This is a genomic window from Mammaliicoccus sp. P-M59 (assembly GCF_022386135.1).
Lineage (GTDB): Bacteria > Bacillota > Bacilli > Staphylococcales > Staphylococcaceae > Mammaliicoccus > Mammaliicoccus sciuri_A.
The window spans coordinates 148392-167272 of sequence record NZ_JAJNJJ010000008.1; the positions used below are offsets into that span (position 1 = coordinate 148392).

At 32.0% G+C, this 18881-nt stretch carries 33 protein-coding genes; 2 read left to right on the forward strand and 31 right to left on the reverse strand.

Features of this window, described 5'->3' with window-relative positions; genetic code table 11:
- Positions 1 to 33: 33 nt before the first annotated feature.
- From LQ617_RS12975 to LQ617_RS13085, 23 genes are all read right to left on the reverse strand, one after another.
- A complete protein-coding gene (locus LQ617_RS12975) occupies positions 34 to 1278 on the reverse strand; it encodes a phage major capsid protein (protein WP_239740537.1) in 1245 nt (414 codons plus the stop codon).
- 101 nt (positions 1279 to 1379) lie between these two features.
- The gene (locus LQ617_RS12980; protein WP_239740538.1) at positions 1380 to 1949 is read right to left on the reverse strand and encodes an HK97 family phage prohead protease; all 570 of its coding nucleotides are present in this window, start codon (positions 1947 to 1949) and stop codon (positions 1380 to 1382) included.
- Positions 1939 to 3195 carry a phage portal protein gene (locus LQ617_RS12985; RefSeq protein WP_239740539.1) on the reverse strand — a complete coding sequence of 419 codons (1257 nt, stop codon included), beginning with the start codon at positions 3193 to 3195 and terminating at the stop codon, positions 1939 to 1941. Before LQ617_RS12985 ends, LQ617_RS12980 begins: the two co-directional genes overlap by 11 nt.
- Positions 3196 to 3200: 5 nt before the next feature.
- The gene (locus LQ617_RS12990) at positions 3201 to 3401 is read right to left on the reverse strand and encodes a hypothetical protein (protein ID WP_239740540.1); all 201 of its coding nucleotides are present in this window, start codon (positions 3399 to 3401) and stop codon (positions 3201 to 3203) included.
- Positions 3402 to 3412: 11 nt separating this feature from the next.
- A complete protein-coding gene (locus LQ617_RS12995; protein WP_239740541.1) occupies positions 3413 to 5140 on the reverse strand; it encodes a terminase large subunit in 1728 nt (575 codons plus the stop codon).
- A complete protein-coding gene (locus LQ617_RS13000) occupies positions 5124 to 5606 on the reverse strand; it encodes a phage terminase small subunit P27 family (RefSeq protein ID WP_239705765.1) in 483 nt (160 codons plus the stop codon). Before LQ617_RS13000 ends, LQ617_RS12995 begins: the two co-directional genes overlap by 17 nt.
- Positions 5607 to 5768: 162 nt before the next feature.
- Positions 5769 to 6128, reverse strand: coding sequence for an HNH endonuclease (locus LQ617_RS13005; RefSeq protein ID WP_239733730.1), 360 nt, complete (start codon positions 6126 to 6128; stop codon positions 5769 to 5771).
- A gap of 133 nt (positions 6129 to 6261) precedes the next feature.
- The gene (locus LQ617_RS13010; RefSeq protein ID WP_239740542.1) at positions 6262 to 6663 is read right to left on the reverse strand and encodes a sigma factor-like helix-turn-helix DNA-binding protein; all 402 of its coding nucleotides are present in this window, start codon (positions 6661 to 6663) and stop codon (positions 6262 to 6264) included.
- 33 nt (positions 6664 to 6696) lie between these two features.
- Complete coding sequence (locus LQ617_RS13015; protein ID WP_239740543.1) at positions 6697 to 7155, reverse strand: nucleoside triphosphate pyrophosphohydrolase family protein; 459 nt, start codon at positions 7153 to 7155, stop codon at positions 6697 to 6699.
- Complete coding sequence (locus LQ617_RS13020) at positions 7142 to 7351, reverse strand: hypothetical protein (RefSeq protein WP_239740544.1); 210 nt, start codon at positions 7349 to 7351, stop codon at positions 7142 to 7144. Before LQ617_RS13020 ends, LQ617_RS13015 begins: the two co-directional genes overlap by 14 nt.
- Positions 7351 to 7749, reverse strand: coding sequence for a hypothetical protein (locus LQ617_RS13025; protein ID WP_239740545.1), 399 nt, complete (start codon positions 7747 to 7749; stop codon positions 7351 to 7353). Before LQ617_RS13025 ends, LQ617_RS13020 begins: the two co-directional genes overlap by 1 nt.
- 74 nt (positions 7750 to 7823) lie before the next feature.
- The gene (locus LQ617_RS13030) at positions 7824 to 8024 is read right to left on the reverse strand and encodes a hypothetical protein (RefSeq protein WP_239740546.1); all 201 of its coding nucleotides are present in this window, start codon (positions 8022 to 8024) and stop codon (positions 7824 to 7826) included.
- Positions 8021 to 8221, reverse strand: a complete 201-nt coding sequence (locus LQ617_RS13035; protein ID WP_239740547.1) for a hypothetical protein — start codon at positions 8219 to 8221, stop codon at positions 8021 to 8023. The genes LQ617_RS13030 and LQ617_RS13035 overlap by 4 nt, the downstream gene beginning before the upstream one ends.
- A 3-nt stretch (positions 8222 to 8224) precedes the next feature.
- The gene (locus LQ617_RS13040; RefSeq protein WP_239740548.1) at positions 8225 to 8416 is read right to left on the reverse strand and encodes a hypothetical protein; all 192 of its coding nucleotides are present in this window, start codon (positions 8414 to 8416) and stop codon (positions 8225 to 8227) included.
- Entirely contained in the window at positions 8417 to 8800 is a 384-nt protein-coding gene (locus LQ617_RS13045) for a hypothetical protein (RefSeq protein WP_239740549.1), read from the reverse strand.
- Positions 8801 to 8803: 3 nt separating this feature from the next.
- Entirely contained in the window at positions 8804 to 9031 is a 228-nt protein-coding gene (locus LQ617_RS13050) for a hypothetical protein (protein WP_239740550.1), read from the reverse strand.
- Positions 9032 to 9137: 106 nt separating this feature from the next.
- Positions 9138 to 9536, reverse strand: coding sequence for a hypothetical protein (locus LQ617_RS13055; RefSeq protein WP_239740551.1), 399 nt, complete (start codon positions 9534 to 9536; stop codon positions 9138 to 9140).
- The gene (locus LQ617_RS13060; RefSeq protein ID WP_239740552.1) at positions 9536 to 9958 is read right to left on the reverse strand and encodes a RusA family crossover junction endodeoxyribonuclease; all 423 of its coding nucleotides are present in this window, start codon (positions 9956 to 9958) and stop codon (positions 9536 to 9538) included. Before LQ617_RS13060 ends, LQ617_RS13055 begins: the two co-directional genes overlap by 1 nt.
- On the reverse strand, positions 9955 to 10671 hold the full coding sequence (locus LQ617_RS13065; protein ID WP_239740553.1) for a hypothetical protein: 717 nt from the start codon (positions 10669 to 10671) through the stop codon (positions 9955 to 9957). The genes LQ617_RS13060 and LQ617_RS13065 overlap by 4 nt, the downstream gene beginning before the upstream one ends.
- Complete coding sequence (locus LQ617_RS13070; protein ID WP_239740554.1) at positions 10646 to 11566, reverse strand: DnaD domain-containing protein; 921 nt, start codon at positions 11564 to 11566, stop codon at positions 10646 to 10648. The genes LQ617_RS13065 and LQ617_RS13070 overlap by 26 nt, the downstream gene beginning before the upstream one ends.
- A gap of 32 nt (positions 11567 to 11598) precedes the next feature.
- Positions 11599 to 12081: a single-stranded DNA-binding protein gene (ssb, locus tag LQ617_RS13075; protein WP_239740555.1), complete on the reverse strand. Its 483-nt coding sequence runs from the start codon at positions 12079 to 12081 to the stop codon at positions 11599 to 11601.
- Positions 12082 to 12684 carry an MBL fold metallo-hydrolase gene (locus LQ617_RS13080; RefSeq protein ID WP_239740556.1) on the reverse strand — a complete coding sequence of 201 codons (603 nt, stop codon included), beginning with the start codon at positions 12682 to 12684 and terminating at the stop codon, positions 12082 to 12084.
- A gap of 95 nt (positions 12685 to 12779) precedes the next feature.
- Positions 12780 to 13688, reverse strand: a complete 909-nt coding sequence (locus tag LQ617_RS13085) for a recombinase RecT (protein WP_239738588.1) — start codon at positions 13686 to 13688, stop codon at positions 12780 to 12782.
- A 62-nt stretch (positions 13689 to 13750) separates the two neighbouring features.
- Here LQ617_RS13085 and LQ617_RS13090 point away from each other — a divergent pair, with 62 nt between their 5' ends.
- On the forward strand, positions 13751 to 13978 hold the full coding sequence (locus tag LQ617_RS13090) for a hypothetical protein (RefSeq protein ID WP_239705747.1): 228 nt from the start codon (positions 13751 to 13753) through the stop codon (positions 13976 to 13978).
- Positions 13979 to 14045: 67 nt separating this feature from the next.
- On the opposite strand, the gene LQ617_RS13095 is transcribed toward LQ617_RS13090, so the two are convergent.
- The 5 genes from LQ617_RS13095 to LQ617_RS13115 form a co-directional block, all read right to left on the reverse strand.
- Positions 14046 to 14381 carry a hypothetical protein gene (locus LQ617_RS13095; protein WP_239740557.1) on the reverse strand — a complete coding sequence of 112 codons (336 nt, stop codon included), beginning with the start codon at positions 14379 to 14381 and terminating at the stop codon, positions 14046 to 14048.
- A complete protein-coding gene (locus tag LQ617_RS13100; RefSeq protein ID WP_239740558.1) occupies positions 14378 to 16330 on the reverse strand; it encodes an AAA family ATPase in 1953 nt (650 codons plus the stop codon). The genes LQ617_RS13095 and LQ617_RS13100 overlap by 4 nt, the downstream gene beginning before the upstream one ends.
- An 87-nt stretch (positions 16331 to 16417) precedes the next feature.
- On the reverse strand, positions 16418 to 16723 hold the full coding sequence (locus LQ617_RS13105) for a DUF1108 family protein (RefSeq protein WP_239705744.1): 306 nt from the start codon (positions 16721 to 16723) through the stop codon (positions 16418 to 16420).
- A complete protein-coding gene (locus LQ617_RS13110; RefSeq protein ID WP_239705743.1) occupies positions 16724 to 16903 on the reverse strand; it encodes a hypothetical protein in 180 nt (59 codons plus the stop codon).
- A 47-nt stretch (positions 16904 to 16950) separates the two neighbouring features.
- Positions 16951 to 17151 carry a hypothetical protein gene (locus LQ617_RS13115; protein ID WP_070369236.1) on the reverse strand — a complete coding sequence of 67 codons (201 nt, stop codon included), beginning with the start codon at positions 17149 to 17151 and terminating at the stop codon, positions 16951 to 16953.
- 72 nt (positions 17152 to 17223) lie between these two features.
- On the opposite strand from LQ617_RS13115, the gene LQ617_RS13120 reads away from it, so the two are divergent.
- On the forward strand, positions 17224 to 17598 hold the full coding sequence (locus tag LQ617_RS13120) for a hypothetical protein (protein ID WP_239705742.1): 375 nt from the start codon (positions 17224 to 17226) through the stop codon (positions 17596 to 17598).
- On the opposite strand, the gene LQ617_RS13125 is transcribed toward LQ617_RS13120, so the two are convergent.
- From LQ617_RS13125 to LQ617_RS13135, 3 genes are read right to left on the reverse strand one after another with little or no spacing between them, the layout of a single operon-like run.
- The gene (locus tag LQ617_RS13125) at positions 17595 to 17795 is read right to left on the reverse strand and encodes a hypothetical protein (RefSeq protein ID WP_239705741.1); all 201 of its coding nucleotides are present in this window, start codon (positions 17793 to 17795) and stop codon (positions 17595 to 17597) included. The two genes, LQ617_RS13120 and LQ617_RS13125, sit on opposite strands and share 4 nt — an antisense overlap.
- 12 nt (positions 17796 to 17807) lie before the next feature.
- Entirely contained in the window at positions 17808 to 18584 is a 777-nt protein-coding gene (locus tag LQ617_RS13130; RefSeq protein WP_239740559.1) for a phage antirepressor, read from the reverse strand.
- A gap of 39 nt (positions 18585 to 18623) precedes the next feature.
- A complete protein-coding gene (locus LQ617_RS13135) occupies positions 18624 to 18824 on the reverse strand; it encodes a helix-turn-helix transcriptional regulator (RefSeq protein ID WP_103322270.1) in 201 nt (66 codons plus the stop codon).
- Positions 18825 to 18881 lie beyond the last annotated feature (57 nt).

Genomic DNA, 18881 nt, shown 5'->3' on the forward strand with positions numbered 1-18881 from the left:
CTCCCTAATTTTGATAAAAGAGAGGCTTTAAAATTAAGCCTCTGGAATAACATCTGCTGCACTATTACCATGTGGATTATCTCCATCAACATTAAAGTCTACTTTGATAACAGCTTTGTCATTTTTTAATCGAGCATCTAATCTTAAAATTGGAGAGAATACTTTTCCGTATTGATTCCAAATTTCATAATTCACTAATAATTGCTTTCTTAAGAATAAAACTACTGCATCTTTTAATGATCCAATAAACATAGTATTTTCACCAATCACTTCTTTATCAAGAACTCTAATATCTTTACCAAACATTTTATATCCTGTTGCTGAAGTAATAGATTCTTGTAATAAATAACGTCCATTTTTATCTTTCATTTGGTCTAATTGATCATATACATCAGATGAAACAACAAATTCTTTAGCATAACGCTTTTTCAACTCAACGTTTAGTATTGTTTTAACTTCCCCAATAGTTGTAACCGACTTAGGAGTTAACCCTTTTAATGCTTCTAAAATTTTAACGTTTTTCGTTGCGGTAATTTCTTCAGCTAATTCTTCAACAATAATATTTTCAACTTCTACGCCGTCATCAAGTGCTTCCCAAGACACTTTTAAAAGTCCACGGTGAGTATTGATTTCATATTTTTGTTCTCCTAACTTTCTTAAACCTAACTCAGGAGATTCTTCTAATTCTTGAACAGTAGGTAATCCCGCTTTCTTCGTTTCATCAGTTCTGACAGGAAATTTTCCAATTGGTGTTTTAACGTTTCTAACATCTACTAACTTATCTAATGCTTCTAATTCATCTGTAAAATCTTCTATTTTATTCGAAATTTCTTCAGGTACTAAAACACCTTCATCTGTTGTTTTTACCGAACGTGTATTTTGAGTAAGAAGGTAATTACGGAAATTAATTACCGCTTCAGATTCCTTTTGTTTTCTAATTTCTTTGTCCTTAGTTGCTTTGGGATTATTGCGCTTAACAGAACGTTGTTCACTTGATTTCTCTTCATTTTCTGATGATTTTTCACCAACGTCTGCACTTTTATCACTAGATTCCTCATTATTTGAAGATTCTTCGTCAGAGTTTTTATTTTCTAAATCTTCAATAATAGCTAATTCTTCTTCTTTCTCAGCTATTTTTTTATCAAACGACTTCACTTCATCACGAAGTTCTTTTGCTTTTTTTAAGTCAGACTCTACATACTTTAATGCTTCTTTCCTCTTTTCATCACGTTGAGACTTCAATTTTTTTATTGCTTCTAGTAATTGTTTCTTGTTCATAAATGAACCTCCTCATTTTATTTTTGATTGCATAAAAAATAAGCTTCACTATATTTAGTAAGCTTTTGGATCTATTTTTTACGGTGTTAACCTTCACCGATTTATAATAATTCAAGTTCAGTTTTTAATTTTTCTTGTTCGAAATCAAAATTCATTTTTTTAATACTTCTCAGAGCTGGTGCTACATCTGTATCTCTATATGCTGGATAAGTAACGACAGATACATCAGTTAATTCTTTAAATTTTGTTAAAGTACGCTTATATGAACGTATCTCATCATCAAATGTCCACTCATCACCGTCATCTTCTAACATAAATCCAAATGAGCATTGGTTAACATTACCAAGTTTAATATTTTCATAGATATCTCTTGCTAATGTAGTATTTGGTAATGTACATTCAAACTTCAAACCAATATCGTCAATATCTAACTTTAATGTTCCAGAAGAACTTCTACCAAGTATTTGACTCGGTTCGTGATCAACTAAACATCTTACATCATTTAGATTAGTATTATTTAATGCACTAGAAGAAATAGTTTCTTTGAAACCACCTAAATCTTCAGACCAGGTATCGAATTTAAGTGCATAGCCTCCAATAATCATCTTCTCATTATCTTGTTTAGCTCGCACTTCAATGTTGTTCATCGTTCTTTTTTCTTCATCCTTCATCTTCCTCACCTCCTTCAAAGTTAGTTTTATGCTTCTTATCAATTGATTTATTCATTTGATACTCATCAACTTTTTCGATATTCACATGATTCAAATCAACTCTATGCTTTGCTCCAAATCCACCTTCTATAGGTGGTAAACCCCTTGTCTTTCTTACTTCATCGAGGTTCTTGACGCCATCTTCAAGATCTATTTTATCTATTTTTGCCTGCGTTTCTGAGTCAACTACTCTCAAATCAGAAGTATCAAACCTAAAACGTTTAACCAAATCATCTAAATCTGAATTAAAGTAAAATTCTAAGGCTGAACAACTAGCTTTCATATATGGTGCTAATGTTGATAAGTATTCTAAATTTGCATCTGTAATACTAATATTTGTTGGTTCAATACCGAACTTATGAAGTGGGATTCCAAAAACTCCTGCAATTTCTCGTGTTGATGATTTATTGTCACGTATAAGCTTTAGTATTTCAGTATCGACTTCTAACTGATCGAACGACATCGACTCATCCATAACAACGACTTTTCCGGCTTGTTTTGTCCCGCTATATTGTTCATGAAATGATTTTCTGGCTCTATCTCTTGCTGCTTTATTATCAAGTACACCTTTCATTTTTAAAATTCCACCTGCATGTGTACCATTCTTTAAGAAATTACCTAGAAATTGTCTACCGTAATGATCTGTTTCTAAAGTCTTTAATAAGGACTCTAAAAGTGAGATACCTTTAAATCCATCTAATGAATGAAATTTAATATCAACAACATCATAGTAATCTAACTTTATAACATCCTTATGATTTGGTTTATATTCAAAGTAGAGCGTATCATTATCATCTACTTTTAAATTTACTTTTGACGTTTTCATGAATACCAATTTTTTAGGATTAAACTTTGTATCCCTAATGATTCTGAAATATCCATGGCCTGTTAACATAGCATTAGCAAAAACAATAAATTTGAAAAGATATCCATTGTAATAGTCATTTGGTCGTACATTAATCAACTTTTCCAAATAATTATTTTCTTCATGAACACCTTGCTTCCATATTTGAATATCCATTCTTGCTAAGTCGCCTGCTAACATACTTACAGCAGTAAAAATGTCTGTATTTTTTATAGCATCTACCCCGTCATATTCATTTAGTACTGGAGCACCTTCAATTCCTGGAAATATCTTTGTTGCTTTTACTATATCTATTTGTTCCATATCAATTGATCTATTTCTATTACCAATAAAAATCCCCAATCATCTTACCTCCTTTCTGGTTTAGATTCGTGTTCAACAATCAATGCAATTAAAATTAATGTTAAGCCTGTCACTACAAGTCCAATTGTTTCATTAAACCTTAAATACATAGCAATATTAACCAAGGTTAAACCTAATAAAAAAAGAATGCCTGTTAAATTGGCAACCATTAACAAAAAGAAGTCTTTAATTTTACTTAAATTCATCGATGCACCTCCTAAAATCCAAATTCATCACTTGCATAAATTTCATCCCAATTTTCTTGGAACTCATGCATTCTCGCTTCTGTCCATGCAATTAGTACTGAGACAATACTATCTATCTTTTCCCTATACATAGACTTATCAACTTTGCAGTTACCTTCTTTGTCGAAAATAAGAACTGCATTATTAACCCCTACATCCAAGGCTGGGTTGTTAGCATGTATTATCTTTTCTTGAATTACATCAAGTTGGAAGTCTTTAATAGGTTGAGACATTACTTTGAATGATTGTCCTACTTCTATCAATGGCCATTTAATATCTTTCCGATTTTCTATGGCAGTCAAAAACGTTTCTGAGTGCCAAGGATCGTAACATAGACCTAAAACATTCAAATTATTTTCGACAACATAATTTATTAAGTATTCAATCACTTGTTCATAATCTATAATCCCATAAACAGAACGTGTTAAAGTCGCAGTGCCACTGTTGACCATTTCCAAATAATCTATTTTGTCGCGTTTTATTTTTGCTTCTATGCCACCTCTAGTACCAACAAAAACGTGAGAATCAACATAATACTTTTTATCTATAGGATATATAAAACCTATTCCCGTTAAATCGTTTAATCTTGATAAATCAACGCCAATATATACATCTTTATTACTAATATCAGGTGCATTATCAACGCTTATTTTTTCCCAATCTTTTATATTAACTAGTGATGATTCACTATTGGATTGCCAAATATTAAAGTTTTTTGTTTTTATTTTATGTGTTTCACCTTTATCGATTTGTTCTTGCATATCGTCCTTAATTGTTTGTAAGGCAACGTCATAAAATGATTCAACTTCAAGTAGAGGATTTGCTTTAATCCAGTTCTTTTCATCGTCTATTTCTTCGTCACTATCCATTTCTGCACAATATACAAAATAGTTATCGTTTTCAAACTTTCCGTTCATCAAACCTTCGCAGTACACATATTCTTTATACATTGGTCCATTCAAATTGAACCCAGCAGTACTAATAATTGCTATTAAACGATTAACTTGTTGAATCATACCAGAACGTAGGACTTCAAACATTGAATCATCTTTAGCTTCGTGATATTCATCGAGAATACCAATGTATGGATCAAAACCATCTAGTTTTTTTGTATCTTTTGATAATGGTTTTAAGATTGAACCGTCACGTTTATTTGCCAACAGGTTTTTAGATTCAGTAATTTTAGTAATGTTGTATACTTTGGCCGATTCTTCTCGTAATGAATTCAATTGTTTCATGCACATTTCCCATACGACCTTAGCTTGGTCTTTTGCATTGGCCGTACAATATATCTGTCTACCTAATTTAGGATTTTCCCCAAAAAGCAATTCATAAAGGTTAATACCGGCAACGATTATAGACTTACCGTTTTTTCTGGCCATACTAATATAAGCACGTTTAAATCGTCTATGTCCTTCATCATTCTGCCAACCATAAATACTACCAACTATAAACTTTTGAAATAATGCTAAAGGATGACGTTCACCTGTTTTAATATCTGGTAGCTTTTCAATGAAATTGATAACATGTAGTGCTTTGTTGGGTTGCCAATTATAGGCTAAATCATCACGTTTTAAATCATTTAAGTGACGTTTGCACGCTTTTTTGACCATCCTAGATGCTAAAATGTCGCCTTTTAGCACTTTTTTTGCATAAAAAGTAACTGGATCAATCAATTTATTGTCAGTTAAAGAAGTCATCCATTGGGTCCTCTACAACTTCGTTTTTCTTTGGTGCGACAATTTTAATTCTGCTGTCTAAACTTATACCAATCATACTAGCTGCTGCTCTCATTTCTCTCGCCACTTCTAGTCTTTTAGATACTGAAGGATTAATTTTAACGTTAATAATTTCCCCTTCATCATTTTTGATGAATATATTATATCCATTTTCTTGTATGTCTTTAGTTAGTTCTAAATAGCTTGAAACTTGTTCGCAATAATGACATATAATCTGTAAATCTAGGTTTGCTATTGGCAAATTTTTCATTAAGGGAACAATACGCTTATATTCTTTTTTGGCCAATTTGCTCAACCAAGTCGGTGGCCGTTCGGGTACTCCCTCAAAGACATTTAAAAGTTCTTCTTCTTGCTTACGTTGTCTGATTTCATCTTTTGTTAAGTTCTTTTTTGTGACATCAGTCGCAACACGTCTTCTTCCAGCCAACCAAACCACCTCCTTTGTAAAATCGGTTTAAAAAAGGGAAAAAGTCCGAAAGAAAGGTCTGCCCCGTTCCGTAAAGATTTCGACGATGCCCCGTCAAAGTTGGTGGGGGACTTTTAATTTTTTCGAATTTTATTTTTTTACATATTTTTTATTTTATCTTTTTCACATTCCGTACTTTTTTAAATCTTCTTTTGTTTTTTTGTTATGGCATTCATTGCATAATGGCTGTAGATTCTTTTCATCTAATCGTTTCGACCAATCTACTTTTGTCGGGATTATATGGTCTACTACTTCAGCTATTCCGCCACAAGATACACAAATATAATCGTTTTTGATTAATACAATTTCTCTTTTATCTAACCATTCTTTGCGTTTATAAAAATTTAAGTATTCAGGATTATTCCTTTGCCTTGCATCATTGTATGCTTTGTTAGTGTATTGCTTATGATCATCACAGTATGTTTGGTTGTGTGATATAAGTTTGTTGCATGTTGGATGATTACAACGTCTCATGATACCAATACCAATCACTCCTTCATTGCATAATTAAAAGGACCAACACAATGTGTCAGTCCTTCGTATAATTTTTCTATGTTATTACAATATCATGATTAATCAATAGTTTGTGTAGACTGTTTGTTGACAACGTTGACTACTAACTAATGAACTTGATTCTCTTGATACACTCAGCATGTTTCTTTCTAATGTATTGTTCACTATAACCTAAGTCATATGCAATCTCTTGTAATGTCATACCATCTACATATTTCTTTCTAAGTATCTTGTGTTCTATACCTTGGAAACGGTCCAACAAACTTAATACTCTTTCCTTCTGTTCTTCTAACTTTTTTATCCTCTCATTCAATTCCTCTAACTCCTCCTCAATACGGCTGACCTGTTGTAAGCGAGAATGAAAGTCATGCTTCTTTCCTAAGTCTGCTCGTGCATAACTTACTGAGTGCCACCTCTCCATTTCTTCAATGCATATATCTTTTTTTATCTCTAATGCCTGCTGTTGCATATCCAAGTTCTGGTATAACTCTAGCCACTCGAACAATACATCTCACCACCTTTATTAAGAAAAAACCAATTACATTTTCTTTACATCATATACATTAACCTGCTGATCATCTAAATCATTACTTATCAATAATGTGTTACCTACAATGCTATCAACGTTGTATTCTTTACCGCCAAACAAAACTTTGTCGCCTATCTTAAAACTTTCAACTCTGTTGATACTATTTAAAGGACTAAATCCATTTGGATATCTATTACCTAATTTGTTTAGGTTATGCCCTGCAACTTCATCTAGCGTCACATTACACATACTTGCTAATGATGATACATACCAAAGTACATCACCTAATTCTTTTACGATTTCATCTTTGTTTAAATCATGGCCATGGAAAATATGCTTCTTAATATTATCTGCAACTTCCCCCGCTTCACCTGTTAAACCTAAAGTATAATTAGTTAAAGCCTCACTCATGTTCTGTTCAACGTTATGTGTTCTTAATGCTATCTCTTGATACTTATTGAGTTCCATTATTATCTTCCTCCGATTTCATATGTAGGATAATAAACTTAAATGCTTGTTCCTCTGTAAAACCGGCATTTACCATTTCATCAAATATTAATTTCATTCGGCAGAAACCTAATCTATTCTCATCAGTTTGTATTTGCTTCTTAAAATCTTCTAAAGTTAATTCAAATATCATATTTCTAATGTTTTTGTTTAGCATCAAGATTCCTCCTTATTATCGTTAACTATCATATAAACTTCAGGCATCCAATCTTCTGGATATTCTATCCAATGTGCATTGATTGCATTATGAATTTTATTGAATTTCCTTGCTTTTTTGTACACTTCATAAAGTTCCTCAATACCAGCTTTTTCACCTGAATAATTATAATAACTATGCAATACTTGCTTATTCGTATATTCATAGTCATATGTTGAATCACAGGATGTCATTAATGTTCCAGCTTTAGACTTAATAACATTTATTTCTTTTTCTATTACATCCTCAAAGTTTTGACCATATGCTTTGTTAGATAAAATAAAATATTCATTGATCAGCCATTTAATAAGTTCATCTTTGTTTCTTATGTGGTTCATTTGTTCTTCTACTGACGGCATTCCTTATCCCTCCATTACTGCCATTAATATAAGTGCTAATACAATTACTAAAAATAATGTCGCTGCGATTAACATTAGCAACGCCCCATTCCTGAAAACCACGGCTCGTTATCTTTGTATGCTTGTGTGTCTTCATAATCGATTGGTGCTGACATATCACTTGCGTAACTTTCGACGTCTATACTATCTTGCACACTCGCATACTTATATGATCGTTTGATAAATGAGTATAGTGCTATGAGCGATATTGTTAGTGTGATTAGGTAGAATTTCATAGCTGTAATTCCTCCCAAATTTGTTTGTCTCTATCAGTCATCGGGATATCATATTCATCTTTCATCAATACAATATCTCGTTCAATATCTCGTAATACCAGTTTTTCCGTATATAAATCTGCTTTACTAGCACCTTCTCTATTCATGTAGTAGATAAGTGCATGTTTAATGATTTGTTTCTTTTTGTAGGATTTCATAAATTAATCCACCTCATATTCGACTAAAATAAAAGTACGTTCTTTATTATTTGCATTAAAATAAACTTGTGTATTATATCCAACGACTTTTGCACTTGGAAATTCCATTTTAAATTCATTTAGACTTTCAACTGCTGTACGTTCCCTATTCATTCGGTCATCTTCATAATCTCTGAACTCAATATATTGTTTCATTCACTTCACCAAACCTTTTTCTTTAGTCCAAATAAGTATCATAGTTAAGTCGTCATCGAGTATATAGAAAGCTACTGAATTATCGGCTTTAGCTTCTTTAATTGACCTAGTATGTGTCGCTTTAGTAAAGCCATACTTTGTTAAATGACGTAAGTTAGGTATTTGCGTATCCTCTGTGATTTCTTCTTTAGTCCTCACATTAAATGTTTCATAAATCGGTAAAAACTGTTTATCAAATATAATTTGTGGAAGACCACTTCCATTAAATCTTACACGCATGCTTTCACTTCTAAAGTCTCTATATTTTGCTTGTTCTTTGTTTTCAATCGCCCAGCTTAATAACTCTGGTAAAATCATTTCTTTTTCAATTTTTATTTTTGGCATGTTTTAACCCTCCTGAAATAAATTCAATTGTTTCCCTTCGAGTAAATCTTTAACATATGGCTTTACAGTAGTTCCAAAGTACTCATGCATTTCTTTTTCTGAATCAAACACTGAAAAGCCGATATCATCTCTAAATACTTCAATAGTTTCTACCTGTCCAGTATCAAATAGACAAACATAGATGTTGTTATTGTTGCCACCGTTTTTATAACGTTTAACTACTTGATCCATTTCGTTATCATTGCAATACTTGAATTTTTTGATGATCGTTCACTTCCTATTCAATACTTCTTGTACACGTTCTAAATTATCAGGTTGACTAGCGCCACCCTTTGTTTTATTGGATTTCTTCGTTTGATAATTCTTCAACTTTCTCTTCTCCGCCATCAAATAATGTTTCATTTTCTGTTTGCTCTTGTTCTTCTTCGTTATCAACATCTTCTAATGTTAATTGATCTGGATTTTCTACTTCATCTTTAAATAGTTCTTGTCTAATGTACTCAACTCTTTGATATTGTTGAGTAATAAAACCATTTGGAACATTATCTCCAGAAACTTTAAATTTAGTACCTGCTTTACTTGCTGTACATACAATTGTTGCTTCGTATGCGAAAAACTCTATTGACCAAGTCACATGTTTATCAGTAGCGTTAAATTGTTTTCTTACCACTCCGTCTTGTTCACTTTCACCAAACGTTTTTTTAATTAATTCATCTGCAAATTGAATGTTTCTCATTATAATTCCTCCACTTTAACTTTTATTTTTGGTACTTCTGCGTATCTTTTAGCACAATGTAATTCAACGACTAGTGCATCATCAGTCCATATCTTTTCATTTGCTGCATCCATAAATGTTTTAACCAAATTATCAATGTCTGGTTTATTCTTTTTAAATGCATGTATCATTCTTTTTATTAATGATTTAGACCATGACTTATTCATTGGGAATTCAAACAATAAAGTCAGCTTGATTGCATCATCAATATTTAGTTCCGGCATTTGTTCTTTTATAAATTGTTTGTGTTTCGTATAATTAGTAGGCATGTAAGTTTGAATAAACTTACCTACATTCCTAAATCTCGGTCTAGGGGATGCCATTGGTTTATCTAGATGTTTTACGTTTTTTTTGAACAGTATTGTAAATGAATGAACCGTCATGATACTTCAATTACTTTCTGGTAATATAGCAACGCATGATCCTTATAAAATGCTAATTCATGTTGTATTCGTTCAATATCAACTTCTGATTGTTCTGTATGTCTTTCACTAAGCAGAGCTAATTTGTTTTGATATTCTTTGTTTGCCTCACGATATTTCTTAGCTTCTGACAAAATGTTATTAGATTCCTTAACTAATTCCTCTAACTGCTTTTTGTATGACACTTTGTCTTCGTTAATCTTCTGATAATCACGTGACAGCTTTTCATACTCATTTCTCAGTTCCGTCTTTTCATCACTAATCACTTTAATTTCGTCTTCAAGCAAATTAATACGACCATGTAATTGATTCTTTTCAGATGTTAGCTGATTTATTTTTTTATTAAGTGACTTATTTTCTTTCTCTAAAACCATTTTTCTAGCAATAGCAACCTTTGTTGTTGACTCATCATTTTGTTGATCATTTACTATCTTCTCTGGTTCTATAGTTTTTGTAGTTAATTTAGTATTAGTTGTTTTATTTTCATTTTCTTTAACTTCCGACTCTTCTTTTAATTTTTTAAATGCTTTATGATGTTCTGATCTAAAACTATAAACTGCTCCAGGTGTTACACCAATTTCTTCAGCAACAGCTTTAACTGATTTTAATTCTTGTAGTAAATCAAATACTTCTCCTATAGTTTTACCTTTAAGTAGTACGCCCAAATTCTTCACTCCATTCCATTATTTCTTTTTCCATTTGCTTTTTCATTGCTTCAAAGTCTGATGAGTTTTTATTTACTTCGTTTTGATTATCTTGATTTTTTTGTTTTTGCTTTAATAACCATTCAGGTGTTTTCTCTTTTGATTGGTTATTATTATTCTGGCCACTTTTACTTTTAAAGTTGGCCAACTTTTGTTGTTCATATGCTCGTACATCCTTGATTGATTTAAGATTAGAGTTTAACCAATCTTTTAAAATCGCTTTAGCATATCCCCAGTTCACTTTATTTCTATCAAGCGCTAGTTTAAGTGCAGCTGTCACTATTTCGTCTGAATCATTCTCAAAGCTTTCAAGATAGTAAGTGATGTCTTGTGCAGTGTATTGATTAATAATTCCGAATCCTGAATCTTGATAAAAGTCGAAGACGTTCGACGACTTCTTATTCTCCTTATTATCATTATTTTCATTATTCTCCTTATTATCATTATTGTTTGTGTGCGTTTGCGATGCATTTGCGTCGCTTACCTGATGCACTTGCGATGCATTCGCGTCGCTTTTGCGTCGCTTTTCTAAATCTTCATGTTGGTAGATGTCATAATTGACAACGGTTAGGAGTGTCTTCTTTGCGTCGCTTTTTGCAATCAACATTCCGTCTTCTTCTAATAATTTTAAAAAGTTTTTAACTTTATTATTTGACCAAGACCAACGCTCACAAAGTTTTCTAATGCTGGTTATTTTTTGACCTCGTTTAACAAAGACCAACTCATTACCTAACACAATTTTTTTATCTTTATGATTGACCATTAGCAAAATATCAATCCAAGCTTCAAATTTAGAAAACTTTCTATTTTCCTTAAAAGTCCAATGGTTTTCAATTGATCTATGCAAACTAATCCAACCAGTCATAACTCCACACCTCACTTTCAAAACTGGTTAAATTAAAATGGCAAATCATCGTCGTTGATATCTATCGGTCCATCGGCATTTGAAAATGGGTTACTGCCATTTGGTTGATACGAACCTTGATTCGTTTTATTTCTTTGACCACTTTGAGCATTACTTGATTGATTAGTACTGTTACTAGATTTTTCTTTATTCAAAAATAGAATTTGAGAATTCACTTTATTTACTTTCAATTGCGTACCATAATTAATCGTGCCGTCTTGACGTTCATGATTATTATTTTGTATCTCACCTTCAACACCTATTAAATAGCCTTTCTTTGCATAGTTGTTTATAAATTCAGCAGTTTTATTAAAGGCAATACAATTAATAAAATCACTCTCATATTCATCTTCATTATTTTTAAATCTTCTTTGAACCGCAATATCAAATAGTAAGTACTTTGTGCCATTTGTTGATTCTTTTAGCTCTAAGTCTTTTGTTATTCGGCCAATAAACTTACAATCATTATTATCCATTTATAAACCTCCAATATAGACAGGTACACCACTCGCTCCTTGTACCTTCTGTTTGATTAATTGTGCATCGGAATTGGTATTACTAAGGTGTATTAGATGAATCTGTTGTAATTGAGACAGATCATTCACCTTTAATAGTTTTAATGCATATTCTAAGCTAAAATGTGATTCCATTATCCTGTTAGCCAATCCTTGATGAATAGAGCCTTTTTGCACATTATCTTGCATTTTTTCGTAGATATAATTCACTTCTAACATCAAGTGCGTTAAACTTTTAAAACTATACTTACAATACTTTGTATCTGTTAAGTACAAGACTTTATAACCTTGTGTACTTTTTAGTAAAAAGCCAACTGGTTCAGCTGCATCATGTTCTATTTCAAAAGGTAAAATTGACCATGTCCCAATTCTTGTTTCCTGTTTAGCTTTTACTGAATACAGTCTGTGACTTTGAATTTCCGTTGCTTCCTTTGTTCCCTTGGTCATGTAACAATTAATTCCGTTCTTTAAATACTGATCTGTATATTTAGCGTGATCACCATGTTCATGAGTGATGAGACAACCTGCAATGTCTCTCGTTCTGTATTGAAGAGCTTTTTGCACCTTTTCAAACTTCACTCCTGCTTCTAATAAAAGTGTGGTTCTGCCATCTGAAATACGATAGCAGTTACCACTCGAACCAGTTGCTATAACATCAATTAAAATGGTTCTTCATCCTCTGTTGTTTGTTGCGCAGGTTCTTCTTTAATCTCTTCAACTTCTTCAAAATCTGTAACATCTGTTGCCTCTTTATGTGGTACTTCTTCGAATTCTAATAATTCTTTATTGGCATTTGCTTCTTCTTCAGCATCTAAAATTTCTTTACGTTGTCTGTTGTCTCTATTTTTAATTTCACTTGATAAAAGACTACTGTCATCAGAACTATTTAATAGTTTCTTACATGCTCTATTAATTACAGTCTTTTTGGCCATTTCTTGGGGGAATCTTCTATGCGTTCCATCTTCCTTGAACTTGCCGTCATATACCATTTGAGATTGTTTCCATGCTTCTTCAATTTCTTCGAAGCTCATAATCTCTGTATAGTTTTTACTTTCATCCTCAAACACAACAGTTGCATATGCACCAATGATTTTTTTACTATCTCTGTTTCCAAATGATTGAGAATGTTCTAAATCGACGATTTTACCGTTCTTTGTTTTGTATTTAACTTCATCACCTTCAAAGATAACTTCAGCATTTATTTCTTTAGCACCAGTAACTCGTCTTGTAACTGCCATCGTACCTAGATATGAACGCTGGAACTGAACTTTATCTCCGTACATGATGAAATAACCCTGATTCTTAGCTGGATTTAGCCCTTGCACGACCATATCCATTAACGCATTGGCAATGCTGTTTGGATTAGCAAATTCTAATGCTGGTTTGTAACCGTCTTTCTTAGATCCTTTTAAATCTTGTAATGTTAACATTGCTGATTTCATTGCATTTTCGGGTGAATAATTTTTTGGAAACTTTAAATCACCCTGTGTTTCTAAACTTTTAACACGTGCTAATACGCTATCTCCCATTTTTTGATTTTTTACTAATAATTCATTTTTATTTGTCATATATACTAACTCCTTTTATTGTGTATAATTAAATTAATTTCATATGAAAGTGTGGTGACAACATGACTGAAGAACAATTTCAAAATTTATACGATGCAAAATCTGATTTTGTAGATGATTTAGTTTTTAATGATGATGAATTCCTTAATACTCTCTATGAGAGTACTGTTTCTAACTTTCCAAATTTAACTGATAATGAGCTGCGAATCATGACTCAGATGAAAGCTAGGGACGTTACAACACGTTTGCTTATCCAAGAACTTTTTAAAGCTATACTAGTGGATGAATAGCACTTGGTATAACACTCTTAGTCAGTAGCTAATAATATGGTTAAGAGTGTTTGTTTTTTATACTGTTTCAATAAATCTCAGAAACGTCTTTAATTAATTGGATATCTTCTTTACTCACTTCATATAGACAATTCATTCGTGTTGCTACCAGGTAGACATCAATTGAACTTGATTCTATTTCAACCATTTCGTTAATAAAGTCATTTTCATTAAGTTCAAAAGTGGCTATTTGTTTTAATCCATATCTGAATCCAGCGATGAATCCAGACGCATTACAATCAATTTTCTTTCTAATAATTACTTCTTGATAACCGTCAACATCCACTTCAGATTTAAATGGATGGTTATTTGTCTTCTTCCAACGTTTACTAATCTGTACATAATCACCTAGTTCATATTTCATTTAGTTGCCTCCATTCTCAATGCTTCATCTTCTTTGCTTACAACTAATCTGATTTGTTGTGATTTTGTTGGTAAGATATCAATTACTGATTCAGCATTGTCAATAAAGATTGGCGCGTTAATTTTGTAGTGATCACACAACGTATTAATGATGTCTAGTCCTGCATTAAGCTTTTTAGCGCTATTTAATCCCCTGTGGTACTCAATACCATTCACAGTTGTTTCACACGTTTCTTTAACTTCTCCGTCAACTTGTGTATAGAATAATTTGAATTTTACATACTTGAATTTTTGATTAATGTTATCGGTTAATTTATTGATTTTAGTAATCGTAAATTTATTTAGTTTGTAAAGTTGACCAGAATAAACTTCTTTCTCGTCTAATAACTCATCTTCTTTATTTCTTAATTCTTGAATTCGTTTTTCGATATTCTCATTAGATGCAGCTATCGACTTCAATTTATCCAAATGTTCTTTTTCTGCTCTTAATTCATTTAGTTGTGAATCTAATTCATCAAGTTGATCATCTACTTCTTCTTGAATATTCATACGTTTTTTATTGAGTTCATCAATATCTCTTTGAACTTCTTGATATTCGCTTGATTGTGTAACATCTGTGATTTGTGATTTCAGGCTATCAATTTTACTTTTGATTCTTTTAGACTTCTCTGCAGCTTCATCAATTAATTTTTGATGTTTATTATTTTCTTCGTCTAGTGCATCAATGATTGGTTTAATCTTTTTACCGTCTGCCAATACTCTTTCCATAGACCCTGTAATAACCTCAAGTTGAAGCGACTTTTCTTTGTTAAACTTTTTGAGTGCATTTTCTCTTGCCTCTTCCACTTTTTCTGTTGGCAACTCTTGGCCACAACATGAACAAACTTTTTCATCTACATATTCAAACTTGTGATTTTTGGCCATTTCTAAATCAGACTTTAATCTTTTATGTTCTGCTAAAAGTTCTTTTCTTCTACCTTCTTCATAATGAATCTGAGTTTGATTATTCTTAATTTTTGATTTGTAATTCAAAATAGTACTTTCTTCTGCTTTAAACTCATTCATAAGTGAATGAATTCTTGATTCAGTAGTAGATGAGTGGTCTCTTTTGATTCGTTCTAATTCTGCTTGTTTATCTTTTACTTGATTACGTAACTCAATTTCTGCACTTCCGTTCTGCAACTCGTATCTCTTATTAACAAGTGTTTGAATGTTATCTTCTAGCTGCTTGTAATCAGATTTGTTCAATTCTTCTACTTCAACCAATGAATGTGATGCTTCATTGATACGTGTTGGGATATCTTTAATTTGTTGATTGATTTGTTTAATCTTATCTCCAACAATTTTCTTTTTAGTTTCAATATCATGATCAGTAAGTAATTCATTCAATCCTTCTAGTTCTGAATCACTAGCAATGACATCATCATCTGTTATGTCATCTGCAATTTCGAATAGTAAATTACGACGTACTTTCCAATCTAATTGATTGAAAGCACCAGGATTTGTAATGAGCTTGAACACATCTTCATCTATAATCTCAGCAACCCTATTTTTAAAATCAGTAACTTTTACTTTTTCATCATTTATATATTGATACTTCGTTCTACTTCGGTTGTATTCTTTACGATTTGTTTTCTGGTTCGTTGAATACTTAGGGTGTGATTCCTTCTTAAGTGTTAGTAATCCACCATCAATTTCAAATTCAGCTATAACTGTGGGGATTAACTCATACTGTTCTTCGCCTTTTTCATTTTCTGGTACTGGGTTAAATGATTTTGTTGAACCATCTAATCCTTTATCAAATAGCAACCATTGTAATGCTGTAGCCGTTGTTGTTTTGCCTGTACCATTTTGGCCAAAAATATCTGCATCTTGGCCATTAAATTCAAAAGTTTGATTTTCAAAGCCTGCAAAATTCTCCATTACTAATTTGTTTAATTTTAATTGCATTGCTTAATGTCCTCCTCCGTGTTATTCTGTACGTGTATTTTTATTTGAAATTGTGCCTTTTCCAATTGCCGTTGGATTAGGCTTTTTTTAATATCGTGCCTTAATTTTAAAATCATAGGGTTTGTTACTGCCCTTTAGTATTTCGACCATTAGTGCGTCTACTTCGCTTGTGTTGTCGTCAATCCAACTTAAAATTGAATCATTCAATTCTTCAAAAGCAGCTTCAACAGAATCCTCAATATATATTTCTGTTGCATATACTTCTTCATGATTTAAACTAAAAACTCTAACTAATATGATTTCTTCGTTAATGACCTCATAACGATGCAAAAATTTGAATCCATAGTGATACTCAGTTCTAATAATTTGTGATCCTGTTTTAAAATATGACAATTACATTTCCTCCTGTTCTAAAAATATTTGATCAGCCATTTCAAATCCTGCTACCGTCACTATCCAAAATAGAAACGAATGCTCAATAGGTGTTGTACTAAACGACGATATAATAAAAAATTCAATTACTATTGCTAACGTTAAAGCTGGGTACTTCATGATGTTCCATGCTATATTCATTTGTTTTCCTCTCCTATCCGAGTATGCTCCCCAAGTCTCCAATTTGTTTAAGCATCATACTCGTACATTATTTGTATACATATATCTTTTGCTTTGTCAGATGGCCACCAGGATTTTCTGTTTGTTTTTTTAATCTCAATTGCTTTCATCCGACTATCTTTCACGATGTGATTTCTAAAGAATTTCTCTCCAATGCACATTCGTTCTTTAATTTCTTCTGCATCAACTAGCCAGTCTCCTTTCGGCATGAAAGATCACATCCTCTTTTATTTTTCTTTTGGTATAATTTAGTTATCCCTATGTGAAGGGAGGTGTTTACCATGAGCATATTTGATTTCTCAGAAGAAAAAGAATATTTAAGAAAGTTAGTGGTTGCTGGATATTACGATACAAAGGAAGCCATTGAACAAATTGTTGATAATGACAATGAATTATTGGCACTTCATTATTTATCAAAAGCTAATTCTTACTTTGTAACTTTAGAATCTTATGTTAGAAGTAAGGAAGACTTATATCGTTACGAATTTACTCAAGTTGTAAAAGCTTTTACAGAAGTCTATGAAGAGGCGCTAGATTGTGTTCGAGACAATCATTCACATCAACATACTTTGATTAACTTCGATCAATTTAAAGAAAAGCTACATCCAGTTTTGGGCTATGTTGATTCTAATCTTGACCTAGAGCTAAATAACTAACCTTCATGACCTCTTGTTAAATCAAGAGGTCTTTTTTCTTTTGATATCTCGGTGTTTTGAATGTGATGTACTATACGTCTATCAACCAACAAAAATACTTTTTTAAATTGCTCATATGATAATCCGTATTCGTGAATTAATTGATAAATCTTACGTTCTACTGCACTTTCTTCCAAATTAAGCTTTAATTCATTCATTGTGTTTCCTCCTTATACTTCAACTTTCTTTTCAATCATTGGTAAAATACCGTTTTCTTTTAACAAGTTATATAAAAAGATACGACCCTTTTGCGTCCATTTTGTATGCAAACTAAAATCCTCTGTACCATCTTTCCTTATATACTTATGCGGTTCTGAATGCGTGTATCCTTTATTGTGATATTTCGCATATAATAACCACTGTCCAGACTGCTTAAATTGAACTTTTAATTCATGTAAAACTTTGTTTAGTGCTTGTGCTGTCATGCCATAATCTTTAGCAATAGCATTTACAGTTATAAGCTTTTTACTCTTTAAGATTTGATCATAATAATCTGCTTTTGGCTTCAACTCACCTATTTGTTGTTGTAGCAGCATACGTTGTTCTTTTTCTTTCTTAAATTCTGTCAATACATGAATAATGTAATCTGGGTTTTGTATTGTTTGTTCAATCACACTATCTGTTGCATATATCCCATGCCTGCGTATTGCTGGTAATACTTCAGATGTTACCCAACGTTTAAATCGTTTAGCTGAATCTAACTTTGATGAAAAGATTAAACTGTATAAACCTGATTCGTTTATAAGTGTTGTTTTTTGTAATCCACCAGGTGTCTGTATTTTACCGACCCCTTTATCTTCTGAATATACATGTTGTTTTATTGCATCCGCCGTTCTTTTGTAACCTAAGATTTTGGCTACATCTTTACCTACAAAATATGGTTCTTCATTTACAACTACTGTTCTCACTTCATTTGAGTCAAAATTGAAAATTTGTAATTCGTTCATCCTGTTTCCTCCTTATATTATCACTTAAAGTGATATTGGTCATAAAATTTTAACTTGAATATTGTCCACACTAACACCAAATAAGTATGCAAGTGCATATACTTCTAAATTCTTTAGTACCGCATCTTCACGTTCCCACTTGATGACTGTTGGTTTACTAACACCTAATCGATCAGCAACATCTTGTTGTGTCATTTTGGCATTAATACGCCATGTTTTTATAGTAAAAGTCTGTGGCATTTTTGTTCACCTCGCTTTCGGTAACTCAATACTACTATGACTTAAAGTAATATGTCA